The 19,256-nt window shown below is 60.8% G+C and carries 15 protein-coding genes and 1 pseudogene; 6 read left to right on the top strand and 10 right to left on the bottom strand.

The genetic code is table 11. The annotated features are described in order from the left end of the window. Positions 1 to 25: 25 nt before the first annotated feature. Positions 26 to 2,296: a 4Fe-4S binding protein gene (locus RHIBR816_RS0116540; protein WP_018237686.1), complete on the bottom strand. Its 2,271-nt coding sequence runs from the start codon at positions 2,294 to 2,296 to the stop codon at positions 26 to 28. A 173-nt stretch (positions 2,297 to 2,469) separates the two neighbouring features. Between RHIBR816_RS0116540 and RHIBR816_RS0116535 the strand changes: the two genes are divergently transcribed. After that, positions 2,470 to 3,276 carry a ferritin family protein gene (locus RHIBR816_RS0116535; RefSeq protein ID WP_026187082.1) on the top strand — a complete coding sequence of 269 codons (807 nt, stop codon included), beginning with the start codon at positions 2,470 to 2,472 and terminating at the stop codon, positions 3,274 to 3,276. 602 nt (positions 3,277 to 3,878) lie between these two features. Here the strand turns inward: RHIBR816_RS0116535 and RHIBR816_RS0116530 are convergent. Continuing rightward, entirely contained in the window at positions 3,879 to 5,363 is a 1,485-nt protein-coding gene (locus tag RHIBR816_RS0116530) for a DUF1254 domain-containing protein (protein ID WP_018237684.1), read from the bottom strand. 340 nt (positions 5,364 to 5,703) lie between these two features. Here RHIBR816_RS0116530 and RHIBR816_RS0116525 point away from each other — a divergent pair. The 3 genes and pseudogenes from RHIBR816_RS0116525 to RHIBR816_RS0116515 all read left to right on the top strand — a co-directional run bounded on the left by RHIBR816_RS0116525 (position 5,704) and on the right by RHIBR816_RS0116515 (position 9,458). Continuing rightward, a pseudogene (locus RHIBR816_RS0116525) lies at positions 5,704 to 6,494 on the top strand (hypothetical protein). A 380-nt stretch (positions 6,495 to 6,874) separates the two neighbouring features. After that, positions 6,875 to 8,380: an arylsulfatase gene (locus tag RHIBR816_RS0116520; RefSeq protein ID WP_245262604.1), complete on the top strand. Its 1,506-nt coding sequence runs from the start codon at positions 6,875 to 6,877 to the stop codon at positions 8,378 to 8,380. A gap of 109 nt (positions 8,381 to 8,489) precedes the next feature. Beyond that, entirely contained in the window at positions 8,490 to 9,458 is a 969-nt protein-coding gene (locus tag RHIBR816_RS0116515; protein ID WP_245262603.1) for a formylglycine-generating enzyme family protein, read from the top strand. 395 nt (positions 9,459 to 9,853) lie between these two features. On the opposite strand, the gene RHIBR816_RS0116510 is transcribed toward RHIBR816_RS0116515, so the two are convergent. The 7 genes from RHIBR816_RS0116510 to RHIBR816_RS0116480 all read right to left on the bottom strand — a co-directional run bounded on the left by RHIBR816_RS0116510 (position 9,854) and on the right by RHIBR816_RS0116480 (position 14,516). Then, positions 9,854 to 10,294, bottom strand: coding sequence for a YeeE/YedE family protein (locus tag RHIBR816_RS0116510; protein WP_026187081.1), 441 nt, complete (start codon positions 10,292 to 10,294; stop codon positions 9,854 to 9,856). Further along, the gene (locus RHIBR816_RS0116505) at positions 10,291 to 10,722 is read right to left on the bottom strand and encodes a YeeE/YedE family protein (protein WP_018237678.1); all 432 of its coding nucleotides are present in this window, start codon (positions 10,720 to 10,722) and stop codon (positions 10,291 to 10,293) included. The genes RHIBR816_RS0116510 and RHIBR816_RS0116505 overlap by 4 nt, the downstream gene beginning before the upstream one ends. A gap of 75 nt (positions 10,723 to 10,797) precedes the next feature. Next, positions 10,798 to 11,202: a cytochrome c family protein gene (locus RHIBR816_RS0116500; RefSeq protein ID WP_018237677.1), complete on the bottom strand. Its 405-nt coding sequence runs from the start codon at positions 11,200 to 11,202 to the stop codon at positions 10,798 to 10,800. Beyond that, the gene (locus tag RHIBR816_RS0116495) at positions 11,192 to 11,395 is read right to left on the bottom strand and encodes a hypothetical protein (protein ID WP_018237676.1); all 204 of its coding nucleotides are present in this window, start codon (positions 11,393 to 11,395) and stop codon (positions 11,192 to 11,194) included. The genes RHIBR816_RS0116500 and RHIBR816_RS0116495 overlap by 11 nt, the downstream gene beginning before the upstream one ends. Before the next feature lie 254 nt (positions 11,396 to 11,649). Continuing rightward, a complete protein-coding gene (locus RHIBR816_RS0116490) occupies positions 11,650 to 12,231 on the bottom strand; it encodes an NAD(P)H-dependent oxidoreductase (protein WP_018237675.1) in 582 nt (193 codons plus the stop codon). Then, complete coding sequence (locus tag RHIBR816_RS0116485; protein WP_018237674.1) at positions 12,228 to 13,277, bottom strand: alpha/beta fold hydrolase; 1,050 nt, start codon at positions 13,275 to 13,277, stop codon at positions 12,228 to 12,230. The genes RHIBR816_RS0116490 and RHIBR816_RS0116485 overlap by 4 nt, the downstream gene beginning before the upstream one ends. A gap of 459 nt (positions 13,278 to 13,736) precedes the next feature. After that, a complete protein-coding gene (locus tag RHIBR816_RS0116480; RefSeq protein WP_157628198.1) occupies positions 13,737 to 14,516 on the bottom strand; it encodes a pentapeptide repeat-containing protein in 780 nt (259 codons plus the stop codon). Positions 14,517 to 15,011: 495 nt separating this feature from the next. Between RHIBR816_RS0116480 and RHIBR816_RS37515 the strand changes: the two genes are divergently transcribed. Next, complete coding sequence (locus tag RHIBR816_RS37515) at positions 15,012 to 15,161, top strand: hypothetical protein (protein ID WP_018237671.1); 150 nt, start codon at positions 15,012 to 15,014, stop codon at positions 15,159 to 15,161. Positions 15,162 to 15,419: 258 nt separating this feature from the next. Then, positions 15,420 to 16,781, top strand: a complete 1,362-nt coding sequence (locus tag RHIBR816_RS0116465) for an adenylate/guanylate cyclase domain-containing protein (protein WP_026187077.1) — start codon at positions 15,420 to 15,422, stop codon at positions 16,779 to 16,781. 120 nt (positions 16,782 to 16,901) lie between these two features. Here the strand turns inward: RHIBR816_RS0116465 and RHIBR816_RS0116460 are convergent, their stop codons facing one another. Continuing rightward, a complete protein-coding gene (locus RHIBR816_RS0116460) occupies positions 16,902 to 19,229 on the bottom strand; it encodes a heavy metal translocating P-type ATPase (RefSeq protein ID WP_026187076.1) in 2,328 nt (775 codons plus the stop codon). Positions 19,230 to 19,256 lie beyond the last annotated feature (27 nt).

Here is a 19,256-nt window from a genome sequence, read left to right as displayed (position 1 = left end):
TGTGCCTCTCCTTTAAGTGTTGGCGTCAGACGGGATTTTCAGGCGCCGGCTCAGGTTTCCTGATCGGGACGCCCTTGTGGGTCACGGCGGTCTTCGCCGGCACTTCCCCCCGCGAGACCGGGGTGGAAAGCGCCATGAACTTCTCGCGTTTCAGCCGCACCTGGATCATGTGCGGACAGCGCTGATCGTCGTGATAAAGCTCCTGGCAGTGCATGCAGTAGATGCATTCGTTGACATTGATGCCGCCCTCCGGGTGGATCGACTGGACCGGGCATTCCTTCGCGCAGCGCTGGCAGGGCGAGCCGCATTCCGGCCACCGCTTCAGCCACTCGAACATGCGGATCCGTCCGGGTATGGCGAGCGCGGCACCCAACGGGCACAGGTAACGGCAGTAGAACCGCTCGATGAACAGGCCGGCGGAGAGCACGGTGAGCGCAAAGAGAACGAAAGGCCATTCGCGCGCGAACTTCAGGATGATCGCCGTCTTGAACGGCTCCACTTCCGAAAACACTTCGGCCAGCGCCAGCGAGTAGAGCGACAGCCCGAACAGGCCAAGGAAGATGATGTATTTAATCGGCCAGAGCCGTTCATGCAGCCCCCAGGGCACTCGGACCTGCGGCACCTTCAGCCATCGCGCCACATTGTTGGTCAGTTCCTGCAGCGCACCAAACGGACATAGCCAGCCGCAGAAGGGGCCGCGTCCCCAGAACAGCAGCGCGGCGGCAACGCTCCCCCACAGAAGGAACACCAGCGGCGCCGACAGGAAGAACTCCCAATGGAAGCCCGTGACCAGAGAGTTGAAGAAGGTCAGTACGTTGACGACCGAGAGCTGGGCGTTGGCGTACCAGCCAAGCCACACGAGCGTGAAGAGCAGGTAGCTGCGCCTCACCCAGGCAAACAGTGCCGGCCGCTTCACGAGCCAGTCCTGGAAGAAGAAGATCAGCGTGAGGACAAGCACGGCCGCGATCGTGACGGCCACCGTCACGCGGTTCATGTCCCACATCTTCATCCAGAGGGGCTGCCCTTCCGGGAGCGGCTCGGCGGGAGTCGCCTGTTCGGCGACGCTTGGTTCGACCGGCGACGGCGCGGGTGCAGCCTCGACAGTCACATAGGCGTCGGGGAGGGTGTAGCCCAGATTGTATGGCAGCACGGCCTTGTCGCGCCCGCCGGCGCTGCGCTGGACCAGCAACTGCAGTTCCCAGGGCGCGGTCACGTCGAAACCAAATTCGGCCGGAACCACGAACAGGGCAATTTCGCGGAGGCGAGGCGCGCCAGGTGCTGCGAGCGCCGGCAGCCTTGTATGATAACGGTCGCGGAAGCGCAGTCCCTGGCCGTCCTGAAGCAGTTCGATGCGGTCGAAGATGCCGCCACGGACGTAGCCCGACCCCTTGAACGAGTAGGCCCCGTCTCCTGCCACGACGATCGCCTCTTCTCCAGGTTTCAGCTTGGCGCGCATCTGCTCGTAGCGGGCGTCGCCGAGCAGCGACCTTCCGATCGCCGGCACGCTCACCGGAGCGATGTAGAGATCGATGAACCGGTCGCCGGGTCCGTGCGTCTCGGGCCGGCCGGCAGCGCCCGTTTGCCCAGCCTGCCGGAATGCCTCCGACACCTCGCCGACCGTCAGCCGCAGGCTTCTCACCGAGCCGTTGCCGATCAGCGTCTGCCAGTCGCTCGTGTCCGTCTTGTTGAGATCGACCTTCCGCAACTGGGCGGAGGATCCGGCCTGCGCCGCGGCGTCCGCGCCGAGCCTGTTGCTGCGGATCAGCTTGACGGCGGAGCGGACGACGCTGTCGCCCATGACGAGGACGGTCACCGTGGCTCCGCTGACGATGTCGACTTGCGGCGGCCGCTCAGTCCCCGCCGAGACGCGTCCGAGGTCCTTTCCGATCAGCGCGTTGACCGAGGCGACGACCTTGGCTTCCGGAATGCCGATGAGAACGATAGGCTCCTTGTGATCGACCAGCTTCAGCCCATGCACGACGCCCTTGGAACCGATTCCAACGACGATATGGATGGGCTTGCCGGAATAGCCGACGGAACTCGTGACATCCGAATTGAGATAGGCGTAGCCCAGCAGGCTGTCGCCGCGGAAGACTGGCGCGATCGGCGGATCGCCGGTCACATCGCCGAAACGGGTCGCGCCCGGAAATATCTCCTCCGGCTGCACCTTTTGCAGATAGGTGGACAGTTGACCCGCGGCCATGCTGGGAAAGGCGAGCAACATCGCTACAAAGAAAACGATGACCGCGCGGAGAAGGCGTTGCACTTGCATCTTATCGGTCGCTGCCTGGTACATCGGTTTTCCTGGGCCGCGGTTGGCCACTGCATTGCAGCCATTTCACACGGCTGGAAATGATTTTCTTTGCGCCAAATCAACTTGATTAAACTCAACTAGGGCCAATCTGTCTGAGGTCCAGAGAACCAGAACCACAAAGCACAACTTGCGCGTGCCAAACCGGAGGAGAGGTCATGCCGGAAAGAGGAAGCGAGCCATGGGTAATGGCTTCGATGAGCGAACTGCTGTCGTTTGCCCGAGCGATGGAGCAGGAGGCCGTGGATGGCTATGTCGCCCTGGCGGCCCGGATGCGGGCCGAAAGCCGCCCCGACCTCGCAGCCGTGTTCGAGCGTCTTGTCGCGGAAGAAAGGGGACATCTCGGAAAGGTGGACGAATGGCTTGGTGACCGGGCGGCGGAGCCCGTCAATCTTGCTGAACCGCTCTTCGACGACGAGGGGGCAGGGGTTGTCGCTCCGGAGCTGCTGACGTCGTACCGCGCCTTTTCCATGGCGGTCCGCAACGAGGAGCGGGCCTTTGTCTTCTGGACATATGCGGCGGCGCACGCGCCTTCCGACGAAATCAGGCAGGCTGCCGAGCGGCTGGCAAGGGAGGAGCTGGGCCACGTCGCCACGCTGCGTCGCGAGCGGCGTCGGGCATTTCACGAACTGCGCCGCGGCGAATCCGGTTCCGTCAGAGGCGACCTTCCGGCGCTCGAGAGGCGGCTCTCGGATCTGCTAGGCGAACACTCGGGGCGGCTGGCCGGCTTGGCCAACGAGGCGCTCGAGCGGGCTGCTGCTCTGTCGGAAGATCCTCCTGGCGTAACGCCTCTCCTGGATCACGTTTCGGAGAACGTGCCGGGACGGCTGGTGCCTCTCTGCGAGTTCCTGCTCGACTGTTATCTCGACCTCGCGGAACGCGAAAGCGCGGAATCGGCAAGGGCGCGGATGCAGACGTTTGCCAGCGACATGATCCGATGCCTCTACGCAGCACGGGAACTATAGTGCTCGCCGGTTCCAGGCCGACGTGCGCAGCACGGATTTCGTGTGCTCAAGCGGGAACATAAACCCCCGCGGGCAGCAGCCGGTTCTTCTATGGGCGGTCCCGGCACAATCTTGCCGAACTTCACTGGATATTCTCCAAGGACTGCCTATGACATAGGCGGCTTCTTGATCGTCGGCCTGCTGGTATCCCAGAGGGGGGGGTAGGCCTCTACCATCGATTCCTTCGCCGCGATGGGCTTCTCCGCCGGATGTGGTATCCGGCTGGCTGGCTCGGGTGGAACGACCCGAAACGCCAGCCACTACGGACCTTTGCGCCATCGACCAGCAGTGGCCGCTTCGGGTCGAGAATTCGCCTTCATCAGCGTCGCGGGGGGGATGATCTTTCCGGTTCCCATCCGTCGCGAGAGGGTGGGGAGCGGAAGTTCGGGAGCCGCTCCGCAGAAGGCTTCATTGCGTTCCAGAAGCTGACGCCGCGAGAATCGAAGTCCCAGTTCTAACCCGCTAAGGGACCCTGTACGTCCGCCAAGGACGTCGACGAAAGCCGGCCTCCTTGGCGTAACACTATGCACGCAACACAATGCGTTTCACGTTCTCAATTTCGGTCATTGCGCCGCGAGCGGAGATGCCGCGCTGGACTTCGTGACCGGCGGCGGGTTCCACTTGCCCGTGAGAGCATCGGGCTTGGGGGCGTAGAGCCGCATGGTCAGGTTGTACGGTCCTTCGGGCGCGGGCAGCCAGTTCCATTCCTTGTCCTTGCCGGGGCTCTCGTGCTGGAAATAGAGATCGAGCGAGCCGTCGGCGTTGTACTTGAACGGCATCCAGCTACTGACCGCGAAGCGGTTGATGGAATTGGCGACCTGAAACCCCTTGTCATCATACAGCGTCACAGACCAGAAGGCTTGGGCCGGCGGAATTTGATCCTTGTCGAAGTGGATCGTGTAGTTGTTTCCGCCGTCGAGCGGGTGGCCGTTTTCGTCCGCAAGATTGAGCGGATAGATGGCGTCCTCAGGCAGGTTGGCGCCGAGACCCTGCTGCGCAACGATTGCACGCTTCAAGTAGTAATTGCCATAGGCACCCATTGTGTCGGTATTCATCGACCAGCCATTGGCGACACGTGCCATGGTCTTCACCTTCCAGGTCATGAGCGCCTGAGCGTCCTGCGGGACCGTCTCGAGCGCCTTCTGGACGATCGCGTCTGCCTTGGAAAGATCGAAGCTCTTGCCCGGCTCGATGCCGATCCGCTTCATTCGGGCAATGATGGGCTGGTCGGTGATGTGCGGCGGATGGAGTTTCAGGAGCTCGGCGGCGTAGGCGAAATAGGCTCCGGCCGAGGCGGTGTCGACCTGGGTCTTGGGTGGCGTCTTCATGTCCACGGACGGGTCGATTTTCACCTCAGCCGGTTTTAGCTCCTTGCCCCACTCGGAGAGCGATGTGACCGTATAACCATCCTGGATCTTGCGAACGGCGTCATAGTCGGGCGGTCCGTCGGTCTTCGTCCGTCCGATGATCCAGACATAGGGCGTGGGTGCATCGATCCTTTGCGTTCCTTCCGGCAGCTTGAATTCATCGAAGCCCTCACGGAGTTCGGGCTGCCAGCCGGGCGGGGCAATCAGGAAATGGCCGGCCGCGGTTCCGGTGGTCCGCCAGCCCGGTGCCGCAAACACATCCGTCCACATGTCGAGCATGGGCAGCAGGTAGAAGCGTCCACCGGTGTCGGGCGCCGAAACCACGACCGGTTCTTTCGTTAGATCAAGCCAGGCGCTCGAATACAGCGTGTCGAAATTCGGCCGGACCACCACCTTCATGTCTGCCGGAGGGAACTCTCGGATGTTGTTGAACTGATTGGGCGGGCCGCCGATCGCACCTTTCTTGGCTTCGACGTTGGTCAATTGCTTCCGGGTGATGTCCATCGATAGCAGTGGATAGAAATAAACGTACGCGTCCACACCGATTACGTGCGCTTCCTCTTCGGTGATGGCGTTCGCATCTGCCGCGCCGATCGAAAAGGCCGCGAGGCCAAGAGCGAGAGAAGCGGCCGGCCTCAGTTTGCAGAACTGGTTTCTGTCATCATTCGCCAGTGCACGCATAGCGTCCTCCTGTTGTTGAGATCAGGTGAAATGCGAACGGACCTGTTGATGTACCCCCTGTGCACATAGCTGCTGGCGGCTACGTGACAGGCGAATTGTAGTTAAAAAAGGAAACTCAGGATAGTTGTACTAATACCGGAGGCAGTTAGCTCATATGAGAACAACCGAGGATGGAGCTCACTGAAGGCATCTGCGGGCAAGGTCAGGGCCATCACCGAAAATTGTGCCCTGTAGAGGCATCTAACGAAGGGTGTAAAAAGTTCTTGGTCAAACCACGGCGCTCGATCATGATCACATGGAGAGCGGAATCGAAGCAGCGCCGGCGAACGTAGGGGGAAAAATGAGATCTTGCCTGATTAGAGGCCTGGCAACCGCCGGAGGGCTCCTCATTGCCGGCAGCACCACGGCCGCCGACATCTATTCACCGATGACGCCACAGGTTCAACAAACCACGACCGAAAGCGGCTGGACGTTCTCCTTCGCGCCCTATTTCTGGGCGGCGGGCTTTCGGGCGACGTCGCGCAGTTCGGATTGCCTGCGGCCCATGTCGATGCGAGCTTCAGCGACATCTTCGATCAACTCGATTTCGGCGCGATGGCGATCGGGGAAGCCCGATACGGACCATACAGCATCTTCGCCGATGTGATGTATACGAAGATTTCGGGCCAGGGCGGCACGTCGAGAGGCATCCTTGCCGACGATGTCGAGCTCTCGTCCGAGATCTTCGCCGGCTTCCTCGGGGCCGGATACGCGATCTACGAAGATAGCGCCGCGCGCGTATATATTGCGGCCGGCCTGCGCGTCTGGTCCGTCGAAAGCGAGCTCTCCTTCAGCGGCGGTCTTCTCGACGGGGTTTCCAGAACGGATGACGCAACCTGGGTGGACGGGCTGGCCGGCTTGCGCGGCACCTATTCGCTCACGCCTGAAATCTACCTGACCGGATGGGGCCTTGTCGGCGCCGGCGGCGCCGACCTCGACTGGGATGTCGCCGCGGCGATCGGTTACCGCGTCGGCGACACGGTTTCAGCCGTGGCTGGATACCGCGCCCTGGGCGTGGACTACAGCAAGGATGGATTTGTGTTCGACGTCGTGCAGCAGGGTCCGATGCTCGGTCTGGTAGTCCGTTTTTAGCCGGTCATCCTATACGGTCATCCTATAAGGTTAGTTGAAACTGCGCGTGATTGGCGCGAGCGTGACTCCGTGGAGGAAGCTGGCAGCGGCGTCCTTCTATGGCGCCGCGCGTCTTTTCAAGCGCGCAATAATCGCTGTAGCGAGTTGCGGTGCGTTCTGGGTCAGCTTCGGGAAGCCTGAGGTCTGAAGGCTGGGGCGCATATGCCGGGTAGCAAGGGGCATCGATACAGAGAGGGGTGAGGGGCATTTTGGATGCTCGCCAGCCCGGAATTTCTACTTTGGGTATTGGCACAGCCATACGTTGGCGGGTGATGATCATCAACCAACTGTTCTTGCGCGAAATGCCGGACACACCGGTGAGCAAGGGGGAGACAGAACTGATGGAGAACGCTGATAACGAGGTCGGTCATATCGGCCCAAAAGGGTTTACGCGCCGGGCAATGCTCACGACTGGCGGTTCGCTGGCGGCGGCGCAATTCGCTGGCAGGATTGGCGTGTGCGGATTGGCCGCCGCGCTTGCTTCCGGAGCTGCCGCGCTGGCACAGTCGGCGAAGCCGAACATTGTTATTATCCTGGCCGATGATCTGGGCTGGAAGGATGTCGGATTTCACGGCTCTGACATAAAGACGCCAAACATCGACGAACTGGCAGAAAAAGGCGCCCGGCTTGAGCAATACTACGCCCAGCCCATGTGCACGCCTACCCGGGCGGCGTTCATGACGGGCCGTTACCCGTTCCGCTACGGCATGCAGACCGCCGTCATTCCCCAGGGCGGCACCTACGGCCTGGCGCTCGACGACTATCTCTTGCCGGAAATGCTGAAGGAGGCAGGCTATGCCACTGCCGCAAGCGGCAAGTGGCACCTCGGTCACGCCAAGGCGGCATTCTGGCCGCGTCAGCGCGGATTCGATTCATTCTATGGCGCTCTGCTTGGCGAGATCGATCACTTCACGCATAAGTCGGCAAACGGCAACGCGGACTGGTACCGGGACAACAACGCCATTGAGGAGGAAGGATTTGACAACGTCCTGTTCGCTACCGAAGCCGTGCGAGTGATCAACGAGCACGATCAGTCGAAACCTCTGTTCCTGTATCTGGCCTTCACGGCGCCGCATACGCCCTTCCAGGCGCCGAAGGAATATCTTGAACGCAACAGCCACATCGCCGACGAGAGCCGGCGAAACTATGCCGCGATGATCTCGGTGATGGACGATGGCATCGGCAGAGTCGTCGAAGCTCTCGAAAAGCGCGGCATGCGCGAGAATACGCTCATTGTCTTTCACAGCGACAATGGCGGCGTGGTCAACGCGTTCTTTGCGGGGGAAAGCGATGTCAAGGGCAAGCTTCCGGCCGACAACGGTCCTTACCGGGAGGGCAAGGGGACAACCTATGAGGGAGGCACGCGCGTCGTTGGCCTGGTCAACTGGCCGGGAAAGATCGAGCCTGGCACTGCCGACGGAATGATGCATGTCGTCGACATGTACCCGACCTTGGCGGCTCTGGCCGGCGCTGAGCTCGGCAAGAACAAACCGCTGGACGGGGTGGACATGTGGCCGATGCTTGGCGAGGGAAAGCCATCGCCACGCACCGAGATCGTCTACAACATCGAACCAATGACGGCCGCCGTGCGCCAGGGCGATTGGAAGCTTCTGTGGAAGGCGACGTTGCCGCCGAAAGTCGAACTCTTCGATCTTTCGAAGGATACGTCCGAAACCACAAACCTTGCCGATCAGAACCCCGAAATGGTCCAGAAACTGCAGGCGCGGGTTATCGAACTCGCCTCGCAGATGTCTCCTCCTTTCATCCTGCAGGACGCCGTGCGATTGCTTTTGCGCTCGGACACCGCGCTGCCCGACCCGGCCGAAATGTTCAATGTCGGAGATTGAGCGATTTGGCGGTTCATTCTGAGGCGTGGCGGGGCTGTTCGTTTCTTTGGACCATGTGTGCATGGGCGCCGGTTTTCGGCATCGTATCCGACCACAGGGGGCAATCGGCATGAGCACGGCATCTGACACGCAACGCCGGGAACACGGTCCCGGCGCTCCTCCGTCGCCCGACATGGTGTGGATCCACGGCGGAGAATTCATTATGGGCTCGGACGCGCATTATCCCGAGGAAGCCCCGGCCCGTAGGGTTGCCGTCGACGGCTTCTGGATGGATCGCTGCGTGGTGACCAATCGGGATTATGAATGCTTTGTCCGCGAGACCGGGCACGTGACGCTGGCCGAACTGCCGGCGAATCCTGCGGACTATCCGGGGGCCGCGCCGGACATGCTTGCGCCCGCCTCGTCCGTTTTCAAGAAACCGCTGCACCCGGTCGATTTGAACAATCCGTACAACTGGTGGGAATACGTACCGGGAGCGGATTGGCGTCATCCGCGTGGACCGGCGAGCCGCTGCCTGCCCGATCATCCGGTGGTTCATATCGCCTATCAGGATGCAGCCGCCTTTGCCGAATGGGCTGGAAAGGAATTGCCCACGGAAGCCGAGTGGGAGTTCGCCGCCCGCGGCGGGCTGGATCGCGCCGAGTTCGTCTGGGGTGACGAACTCACTCCGGGGGGGAAGCAGATGGCTAATACGTGGTGCGGGGAATTCCCGTATCACAAACGCGACAACGCCGGCTACGAGTGGACCTCCCCGGTGGGCGCGTTTCCATCCAACGGCTATGGGCTTTACGACATGGCCGGCAATGTCTGGGAATGGACAGCGGACTGGTATCGGGAGTTCGGTCATGCCGAAAATGGCTGCTGCACGATCAGAAACCCGCGTGGTGGTACCCGCGAGGCGAGCTTCGATCCTCATAACCCCGACTTCAGCTTTCCACGCAGGGTCACCAAGGGGGGCTCGTTTCTATGCGCTCCCAACTACTGCCAGCGATATCGCCCCGCCGCGCGAATGGCTCAACCGATCGATACCTCGACCTGCCATCTAGGCTTCCGCTGCATCAGGAGGGAGGCCGCGTAATATGAGCCGGCACCCGGCCAAGGCGCACAAATGGAACTGATCGAAAGGCACTTTTCGGCGTGATGAGCTTCCGGGCCGAGGCTCTGGACTGGTTCAGCTAGGGCGGCAGGGCGATCGAAGGGTAATGTTTACCACAAGGAAACGGGCGCTCTTAAATGGGTCAATCCCTGACATTGGTTTAGGTCGCCCGATCCGCGTGATCTGGACGCTCTACAGCCTCCCGGCGCATAGGTCGCCTTAATCCTTTACAGCTTGGATCTGACCGGGAAAGCGCGATATCCCCTCCCACTATTCGCCAGCCGCCGTGCTTAAGCTGATTCCGGCGATTCGACCTTCGCCCGAAGGTCGGCTCTAAGCTCATCAAGTACGTTCATCGTGCTCGCAGGAGGTATACTTCAATCTGCCGAGTCGTTCGGAAGGCGCTGGCCCCACGATACGCGGTACGCCGACATGCCGACCAGCATGGCCGCAACGAACAGAACGGCCTCCCAGCGCCCCGTCGACAATGCAGCGATGGCGGGGCCGGGGCAAAACCCCACCAGCCCCCATCCAATTCCGAACAAGGCCGCGCCAGCGACCAATCTCCGATCGATCGCTGTGTTCGCTGGTACATGGAAGCGGCTATCGAGCAAGGGCGCGGAGCGGCGCCGGCGGATGACATAGGCCACGGCAGAGGGGACGAGCGCGCCACCCATGACAAAGGCCAGCGAGGGATCCCAGCTACCCGCGACATCGAGGAATGCCAGCACACGTCCAGGATTGACCATGTCGGAGATTACCAGACCTGCTCCGAAGATAAGTCCGCAGACGATCGACGCTATCATGCTGGTCCTCATGGCTGCGCTCCCAGGATGTGTCGCGAGACGAAGACCGTTGCTCCCGCAACGGTCATAAAGACTGCCGTGGCAGCAAGCGAACGCGGTGAAAGACGGGCAAGTCCGCAAACACCGTGGCCGCTCGTGCAGCCCGATCCAAGTCGGGTGCCGTAGCCAACGAAGAGTCCGGCGGCGATCAACAGTGCTGGCGAAGCAGTGACAACGATATCGGGTCGACGCACAAGGGAGGCCGCCAGCCACGCGCCTGCGACGACGCCCGCGAGGAAACCCACTCCCAACTTGCTGGAGCCGTCATGTGTCAAGCCGACTGAAGCGGCTGCGAGCCCGGAAATTCCGGCTACCCTGCCGTTCAACAGGAGATATAGGCCAGCCGATATGCCGATCAGGAGACCGCCGGTCAGCGGCCAGAGAAAGCTGATTTCAGTCATTGCGCTCACAATATTTCATGCACGTCGGAAACCTTTTTTGCCTCTAATGCTGACCTGCGCGGATGGCAGGAACAACTAAGGTTGTTTCGCCTTGATGTACGCCACGAGATCGGCGATCTCGGAGCGCGTTAACGAGAGATTGGGCATCCGGGAGTGGTGAGGTGCAGCTAAGAAGGCCGAGAGTCTGCCTTCGTCAAATTGCTCCGATGCCCCAATCTGAGCGAATGTCGGCACGGTGTCAGAGCCGTGACGTTGTCCGGGCGCAACGACGTGACACTCGCTACACCAGCGTTGTGCGATGCTGCGTCCATGGGCCCGGTCGGCGGCGGCGCTCTCGTCAATGGCCACGAGTACGAAAGCAAGGATCACAGCACATTGCAGACCGCGTATGGCATCCATTGCAGCGCGTCCTCCTGTTTTCGCCAGCAACTGTTCCTTCTTGCTGCCGGCGATAGTTGCGTCGAATATCTCAAGCCGCATCGGGGAGGTGAGCTTTCCAAGCCGACACGTCAGTTGCTGTTATTCTGACGAGCCCGTCGAAGGTGAGCTCCCTGCCGTTAAACTTCTTGGAAGCAATGTCGCTGAAAACCGGTGCATATTCCTGCAGCCGGCACTCGTTGCCTCCGATGTCTCTTTCCATGATCAGAAGCGCCTCGTCACCCGACGTCTTCATCACTGATCTATCTCAAGGGCATTTCGTCCTTCCGGCACAGAAACGAGTCTCCAGCTCGAGTCCGTGTTTCGATGCATCTATTATCGCCCGAGAGCACCGAAACCGTTTGATCAGCGTCAAACTTGGATCCAGATAAGCGTGCGCCGCGCACGTTGCCGCTATGGTCGTCGCACGATCTGCCGACAAGACATCCGGAGTCGGGGCAGAGCCGGAGACGCGCTGACAGTGTTCATATTCGTCTGGGACTGTAGTTCTCAGACGGCACGCCTGCCGTGATCGCGGATGTGGCTGATCCAGCGAGAGCGCTTCTTCGCATCGGCGAACGAGAGGCCGTAGAAACTCTCGCGAATAGGCTTAATTCCGGCGAAGCCCAACATGCTGCGCTCGAAGCTGCGCACGCCATATGCGCCGAAGTACCACCGGTACAGGAGCACTGGCATTCCCATGGTGACGATAATGCGCGCCGAGCGCCCGGCGAGCAGCTTCTTCGGAAAGCCGCCTTTCTTGTATTCCATTGCAAAACCAGGCCTGAAAATGTGCTCGAGGAAACCCTTGAGCAGGGCCGGCATCGTTCCGTGCCAAAGGGGAAACAGAAAGACCCAGTGTTCTGCCCAGCGCATATCCTCCCGGGATTGCTCCAGGTTCGGAGGCAATGCGCCGCTCTCGAAATCCTCCTGTGTATGCAGTAGAGGAAATTCGAGCTTGGCCACCTCTATGCGCCGCACTTCGTGTCCCGCTGCCGCGGCACCTTCGGCATAGGCGTCAGCCATGGCGTGCAAGAGGTGCTGACCGGCCGGGTCTGGGTGGCCTTGGATAATTGCGATGCGCGTGGTCATCGGAAGCCCTCCGCAAAACCCTGCCATTGCCTGCCATATGCATGCTGGCTTGCCCGAAGAGACGCCCAAACGGGCGACGTTGAGGAGGGCCCTATGCCCGCCCCGACAAGGAAGTCGCTGATGACCTTTCTGACATCCTCTTCATGTCCCACGAGCAGGTGCCCACCGGAGTCGTAGACGACCAGCTTGGCTTTTGGGATCTTGTCCGCCGCGAACTTGGCGGCGGGAAGCGTATTGAAGAGGTCGTCACGGGCCGAGACGACCAGGGTGGGAGCGGTGATCTTGTCGAGAGGCAAGCGGTGGAGATCGGGAGCACTGTCTATGTTGATGCCGGGAAAGCGGCGCGAGAGCGGCTCGATGCTGCGAACAATAGCCATCACCCGATCACGTTGTTCCGCCGGAGCCACTTCGACGAGTTCAGGCGGTACCCCGATGAAGCGAATGAGCACCGAGGGCGCAATCTTCTCGGTTGCCCACCAGGCGAAGTCGGCGCCCGCATTGACCAGCCAAAAGACAAAGGCGCTGCCACGACTCCCCTCGACCATCACCGGGCTGTCGGGCGCGTAAGTTCCAGGGACGATCAGAATAAGCGCGGACACCTTATCCGGATGGCGAAGCGCCAGTTCGATCGCCGAGCGTGCGCCAGCCGAGACCCCGACGACGACGGCTCTGTCGACTTTCAGCCAGGAGATCAGCGCCACATGCGCATCGGCCTGGGCGGCGGGCGAAACATCGGACGGAATCGACGTCCCGAGATACCCGAAGCGTGACGGCGCGATCACACGAAAGCCATCTCCGACGAGCTCCGCAACATTGGTCAGCCCCTGATCCCATCCTCCACCCGCGCCGTGGATGGACAGGAGCGGAATGCCGTCCCCTTGTTCAGCATATTCGATTGGACCTGCGACCGTATTCGCAATCTGCGCGCCGCTGGCGACTGCAGACCGCGCACCGTTGATGTCATTGCTGTATGAGAGACAGATCAGCCCGCCTGCAACTACTGCAGCAATAGAGACAACCGATAAGATCCGTCCAATCCGGCCCATGGTGCCCAGCCTGGAATTCAAAATTTCGGGCATCCTATCGGGGTTGGGCCCAAAGGACTTTGATGTCCCTCAAACGGGTCCGATGGAAGGCACAAATCGGCTACTACTCGTCCTTAAGTCATGGATCTACGATGGGTAACAAGACAAGGAGCGCGGAGAGAGCGTTCGCCGAACCTCTGTCCAGACCTTCCCGCAACGTAGCGGGCGACGCGTGTTCGTTTCCTTGAAATTGCGCACCCGATCTTCCTCAGCGGCAGCGGAACATCCTTGATACGCTGGCGGATACCGGACTCCTACACCACCTCTCTCGGACTCGGGATTTCGGTGAAGGTGTGCGACGGGGCCTCGCCGATGTCGGCGTTGCGCTGAAGGACGTGTCGTCGTATCGCCCTGTTGCAGATTCTGCAGCGGAACGTAACGAGTCTGTCGCGCAAGCCGACATGCTGAATGGCGGGGGCTTCAATCGAACTCGCATGGCCACCGTGCTGGTACGGAAAGTCCAGGCGGAAGTTTCGTCGCATCATCGCCGCAGGTCAGATCGATCTGCGCCTGCTGCAGTCCCGTTGCCGCCGAGAGATCGAGCCCCTCGATCCTGGTGAGAAAGAGAACAGAGCGGTCGAACGCGACCGGCCCCTTGATGATTACGCCGCTAAGATCAGCCCTTGAAAGGTTAGCAAGCGAAAACCGGGTGCCGTTCAATTTGGCTCCGTCGAAGTTGCTGCGCCCGAGTTCGGCCCTTTCGAAGTTCGCTCCAATCAGACGTGCCCGGCTGAAGTCGGTGCGCTGCAATTCGGCATTCGCGAAGGAAGCGCCTTTGGCAGAGATGCCTGCGAAGCTGGCCCGGTGAGCTTCGACCCTAGCGAAGTTTGCCTTCTCAGCATTTGCACCGGCGAGCGACGCGCGCACTAGTTTCGCCTTTTCGAAATTCGCCGATTTTAGATCGGCATCACGGAGATCGGTCATAGTGAAGTCGGCGCTAAAAAGATTGGCGCCTTCAAGGTCTGCTTCTCTGAGCATAAGGCGGGTTTTCTTGCAGTCGCTCCAGTCTAGTCCCGGCGCAGGCGCGTTCTTGCAATGCGTGGCTGCCGCGGAACCCGCCCAGATCAGGGCAAGAGCTGCGGTAAGGAGTGCGTGGATGACCGCTCTGCGTGCACTGGCATATGCCGCGCTGGCAGAGCGTCTGACCCCCGCGGGATGGATATAGGCAATATGGTTCGGGGTCTCATCAGTGGTCTTCATTGCGTTTTACCGAAATGATCTCAAGGCTGCGGCTGGGGAGTCCATGACGAAGCGAAGCCTGGACCGGCAGCAGGAAGGCGAAAAGTACAGCTTGTTGCAAATTATCGGATTTTACTTCGGAATATTTTGACCCGGATCAATACTACTGGGATTGGCCATGCACCCATCGCGGGCAGAGCCGGCCGCATCGCCCCTGGCCGGTCCAAACAAAACCGTGCCCGTTCCGATCAGAGGTATCGCCCCGCCTGAATGCGCCGTCGAGCAAAAAGGCGCCGAGCGTCGACTGCCGTCGAAGGGGCGAGAAGTTCAGTTGCCCATCCTGGTCGTAATCTAAACATGGCATTTGTTGCCGCCGCGAGCAGAAACCAGTCTTGTGCTCAGGTGTCGCGGGGCCCGACTCGGGCCAAGCTTTGATGCGCATCAAGGCATCATCCATCGACACTGGCAAACTGCATCGAGCGATGAAGAACCTGGCTGTTTGACGAGTTGGCGTGAGTGCAGAAGGTCGTTGGATCACTGGGCGATTTTCGCCGAAAGGATCCCGACAGTGCTGTCGGCAAGAATGACATTCTCCAGGGAATGTTGATTCTGATATCTTCGATGGTCACTGTCGGCGAACTGGCTTTAGGCTGGCTGGAAAGCTAAATCGGCGCTTGCTCGCTCCAAAAAAGCAATCGAATGCCCATCACGCTCTGGATGGAATTCTCGTGCTGGCGCTCTGCGCGTTTTTTGTCTCGCGAACCGCGCCTCAACGGGTCAGTTTGTTCAGGCGATCGAAGCCCATCGTTGGACTGACACTGTCCAGATGATTGAAGGGCTTGCGCCCCACCTGGGCCTGTTAGGCGCAGAACGCGATGCTCTCGTCGGCGGGTCCGCCGATCGTCCGTGACAGAGGGTTTGCTCATGAGGATTTTTCAACTGGATACCTATCGATCCAACGTGGGCCGCTCGGCTCTGACCATCGCCTCGGTCGAAGACCTGTTCCGTGAATCGGAAAATGAGGCCGAATATACGACCGGATGGGTTCGGATCGCTTTGGGCCTCACCCTGTTCACGAGTGGTTTCCTCGTTTCCTCGGGGACGCCCGTCGGCACAGAAGGGCACGACCTGATCCAGGTTCGCTTTGCGGCGCTGTTCACGATTGGCGCCTTTTTAGTCCTCGGCATCACGTCGTTTCTCCTTGTTGTCACTCGCTGGTTCAGACCTTGGATGGCATTCGTCCTTGTCACCGGCGACGCAGCAATTCTCGGAATCAGTCTTTTTCTTGGCCTGGATGGCGTTGGACTGGAGGGTAATTGGGTCGCAGCGATGCCGACTATCTGGGCCGTACCCCTGCTCCTGGCGGTCGGCGCGCTTCGTTATCGGCCACTGGTCCAATTATGGGCCATCATTGCTATAATGATCGCTGTGGTTGGGGTCGTCTCCACGCTTGGTTTTCGCGTGTTCCTGACTGAACTTGAGGTTCACGCATCGCTGGGCGAGGTGGAAGCAAGCGTCGACCGCCTTTTTTCGCTGTCGCCTTATCTCATGCGCGCGGTCATGCTGACGCTGACCGGTCTGACGACGGCACTAGCAATGGCGCGCTCTCGGCGTCTGCTCATGCGCGCCGTCAGCGAGACGGCCCGCCGCGCAAACCTTGCTCGGTTCCTGCCGGCCGAGATCGCGCCACTGGCGGGTGAAAATGACCTTGCCACCTGGCGGCAAGGTCGCCGCCAGCAGGCAACAATATTGTTCGTCGATATACGGGGGTTCACGGCTTTCGCCGAAAAAATGGATCCAGCGAGGCTATCGATCTTCGTCTCCTCTTTTCGACGACGGGTGATGCGTGCGGCGGAGGCAAGCGGCGGTGTGGTCGATAAGTTCATTGGGGATGGCGCTCTCCTCGTATTTGGCATTCCACAACCCCAGAGCGACGATAGCGCCCGCGCTATTGCGTGTGCCCACAGGCTTCTTGCGCTGCTGGATCAGTGGAACGTCAAACGCGGATTTGATCCGCCTGTCCGGGTAGGGATTGGCATACACACGGGTGAGATATATTGGGGGCTCGTCGGGGACGACCTACGATTAGAGTTCACCGTGCTTGGCGACGCTGTCAATGTGGCTGCCAAGATTGAGCAGGCTACCAAGCAGTATAATACAGAGCTTCTGGCTTCCGAGACTGTGGTGGTGCAGGCTGGGCAACAACGCGCATGGAAGGAGGTCGGTCGTGAGCCGCTGGGTGGGCGCGGCGAGCATCTGGCGATTCTTTGTCGGCCCAGCGGCTGAAGCGCCGGTGCAGATTTTGAACTCTACCCAGCAAACGGGAGGAAGGCTTCCCTGACTTTGATGTTCGTCAAACGGATCGATGATGGAGGGAACAGCATTCGTAACGACCTCCAACCCGTCCTAGTTCTCGTCCTCCAGCGACCGATAGATTTCCAGTTCCTGGGCAAAGTGCAGCCGGGTGATCGCTTCGAGCCCGTGAAGCAGGCGCTGAATCTCGTAGCGCTGCGCCGGGCTCGGCCCATGCTCACCTAAGGCCTTTCGAAGAGAACTCAGGCTGTGGACCTGGCGCTGGATCTCCATGTGAGTTCTGCTCATGCCCGCAAAGGCATCCGGCGTACCCGCCTGTCTACGTAGTCTTGGATAGAGTTCCTCGTCGTCCTGCCGCTCGTGCGGCAGAAGACGTCGTCGCAGCAGAGCGTCCAAGGCCGCAAGCTCGTTGCGGACTTCCGATTCGGAAAGGTGCTGGATGCGTTCGGTCGTATGTCGTATCTCGTCCACCACATCCATCAGGGCGCGATGCTCGGCTTCGAGTTCCAGGAGCTCCGCATACGGCAAAAGTGCTGTTTTCCGCCAGCCGCGGAAGGGATGACTAAGCGCCCGCAGCGCATTCAGGATTGCGACGACGTCGATCGCTTCCTGCAAGAGGGCGCCCTGAACCGGTGTCAGGTAGCCCAGAGCGGCGGTGATCATTCCGGCGACGGACAAGCCCATCCCCATATAGACGCTTTGGAGGGCGATGGCGCGTGAGCGGTGTGCGATCCGGATGGCGCTGACGAGGCGGTCGAGCCTGTCCACGAGGATGACGACGTCGGCCGCTTCGGAGGAGGCAGCCGCCCCGCGCGCGCCCATGGCCACCCCGACGTCAGCGGCGGCGAGTGCCGGCGCATCGTTGACGCCGTCGCCGACCATCATGACCGGGCCTGCCGATTTTTCCGCTTCCACAATGCGGATTTTGTCTTCCGGCTTCAATTCGGCGACGACGCAGTCCAGACCCAGGAAGGACTGCAGGCTTTCCGCGAGTTCGGTGCGATCCCCGGTCGCCAGTACGATCCGGTCAACGCCGGCTTCGCGCAATTGCCTTAGCACAGTGCCCGCCTCCGGCCGGACCTCGTCCGCCAGCAGAAACGCGCCCACCAGAATCCCTTCCTTGGCGGCGAGAACCGAGACGGTGCCCTCCCTCCTAATCCATTTTCGGACCTCTTGGGAGAAGGCGGTCTCCTCGATCCTGGCGTTGACGAAATCCCAGCCGCCCACCGCAATTTCGCGACCATCTATGTGGCCGGTCACGCCGGAACCCGCCGCTTCACTGGATCCAGATGGTGCGACAAGTTTTAATCCCCGCTCTCTTGCGGCTGCGACCAGCGCACGCGCGATGACATGGTGTGAGCCCTGATCGAGCGATGCCGCGAGACGCAGCGCTTCCAGAGGGTCGACATCGGACCGGGATTTGATCTCGATAAGACGAGCGCGACCATCGGTAATCGTTCCGGTCTTGTCGAGGACCACCGTTTTCATGCGGGCGAGCATCTCGAGGGCGCCGCCGCTTTTCACAAGCACGCCTTTACCAGCACAGCGGGAGACGCCCGAGATTATCGCCACCGGGACCGCGAGAATCAGCGGGCACGGTGTTGCAATGACCAGGACGGCGAGCGCACGAATAGCATCACCACTCGCGGCCCAGGCGCCTCCGGCCAGGAGTAGCGTCACCGCGAGAAACACAAGCGCATAGCGGTCGGCGAGCCGTACGATGGGCGCCTTCGCGGACCTTGCCTCCTCCACCAGTCTGACGATTGCCGCATAGGTACTGTCGCGCGCCGCATTTGAGGCAAGCATCTCGAAGGCGCCGCCGGCGTTCGTCGTGCCGCTCATCACTGGCTCGCCCAAGCAGCGGCGAACCGGCATCGCCTCGCCCGTCAGGGCTGACTCGTCCAGAACGGCGGTGCCATCCGTAACGCTTCCGTCAACGGGCACCACCTCGCCGCCGCGTACCAGGATACGGTCTCCAGGGCTCAGCTCTTCGACGGAAACTTCCTGCAACTGCCCGTCCGCGTAGCGAGCGGCGGTACGTGGTACCCGATTGAGCAGCGCCGTTAGTTCTCGGCGTGCCCGTCTTTGAGCGAGATCCTCGAGCGCCTGTCCACCCGTATACATCAGTGCAACAATGCTGCCGGTGAGGTATTCGCTGAGAAGCAGGGCGCCGCCCATTGCGAGGGCTGCGATGAGATCCAGCCCGAATTCCTTCCTTCCGAGGCTGATCGCGATCTCGGTAATGAGGCTCGCAAGGATAACCGCCGTCCCGGCGGCCCAAGACGAGGCGCTAATGTCGGGACGTCCCGCGAGCCAAGCGACAGCGCCTGCGATCAACGCTAAAGTGATGACGACAAGGAGAAGACGTTTGCCCAGCTCTCCACCTTGCCAAAATGGCTCGAAGCCTCGGCTCTTGCTCAAGGTGCTCTCCCTCAGATCTCGTGAAGG

The organism is Ensifer sp. BR816 (assembly GCF_000378985.1).
In the GTDB taxonomy this organism is placed as follows: Bacteria; Pseudomonadota; Alphaproteobacteria; order Rhizobiales; family Rhizobiaceae; genus Sinorhizobium.
The sequence above is the reverse complement of the archived record's forward strand: the minus strand, read 5'-3'. Positions and strand labels throughout refer to the sequence as shown.

Excerpts from the sequence above, each read along its gene's own strand:
- RHIBR816_RS0116535 (WP_026187082.1), top strand. The coding sequence starts at position 2,470 with ATGCCGGAAAGAGGAAGCGAGCCATGGGTAATGGCTTCGATGAGCGAA.
- RHIBR816_RS0116530 (WP_018237684.1), bottom strand. The coding sequence starts at position 5,363 with ATGCGTGCACTGGCGAATGATGACAGAAACCAGTTCTGCAAACTGAGG.
- RHIBR816_RS0116480 (WP_157628198.1), bottom strand. The coding sequence starts at position 14,516 with ATGAAGACCACTGATGAGACCCCGAACCATATTGCCTATATCCATCCC.
- RHIBR816_RS0116485 (WP_018237674.1), bottom strand. The coding sequence starts at position 13,277 with ATGGGCCGGATTGGACGGATCTTATCGGTTGTCTCTATTGCTGCAGTA.
- RHIBR816_RS0116500 (WP_018237677.1), bottom strand. The coding sequence starts at position 11,202 with ATGCGGCTTGAGATATTCGACGCAACTATCGCCGGCAGCAAGAAGGAA.
- RHIBR816_RS0116510 (WP_026187081.1), bottom strand. The coding sequence starts at position 10,294 with ATGAGGACCAGCATGATAGCGTCGATCGTCTGCGGACTTATCTTCGGA.
- RHIBR816_RS0116495 (WP_018237676.1), bottom strand. The coding sequence starts at position 11,395 with ATGAAGACGTCGGGTGACGAGGCGCTTCTGATCATGGAAAGAGACATC.
- RHIBR816_RS0116505 (WP_018237678.1), bottom strand. The coding sequence starts at position 10,722 with ATGACTGAAATCAGCTTTCTCTGGCCGCTGACCGGCGGTCTCCTGATC.
- RHIBR816_RS0116540 (WP_018237686.1), bottom strand. The coding sequence starts at position 2,296 with ATGTACCAGGCAGCGACCGATAAGATGCAAGTGCAACGCCTTCTCCGC.
- RHIBR816_RS0116465 (WP_026187077.1), top strand. The coding sequence starts at position 15,420 with ATGAGGATTTTTCAACTGGATACCTATCGATCCAACGTGGGCCGCTCG.
- RHIBR816_RS0116515 (WP_245262603.1), top strand. The coding sequence starts at position 8,490 with ATGAGCACGGCATCTGACACGCAACGCCGGGAACACGGTCCCGGCGCT.
- RHIBR816_RS0116520 (WP_245262604.1), top strand. The coding sequence starts at position 6,875 with ATGGAGAACGCTGATAACGAGGTCGGTCATATCGGCCCAAAAGGGTTT.
- RHIBR816_RS0116490 (WP_018237675.1), bottom strand. The coding sequence starts at position 12,231 with ATGACCACGCGCATCGCAATTATCCAAGGCCACCCAGACCCGGCCGGT.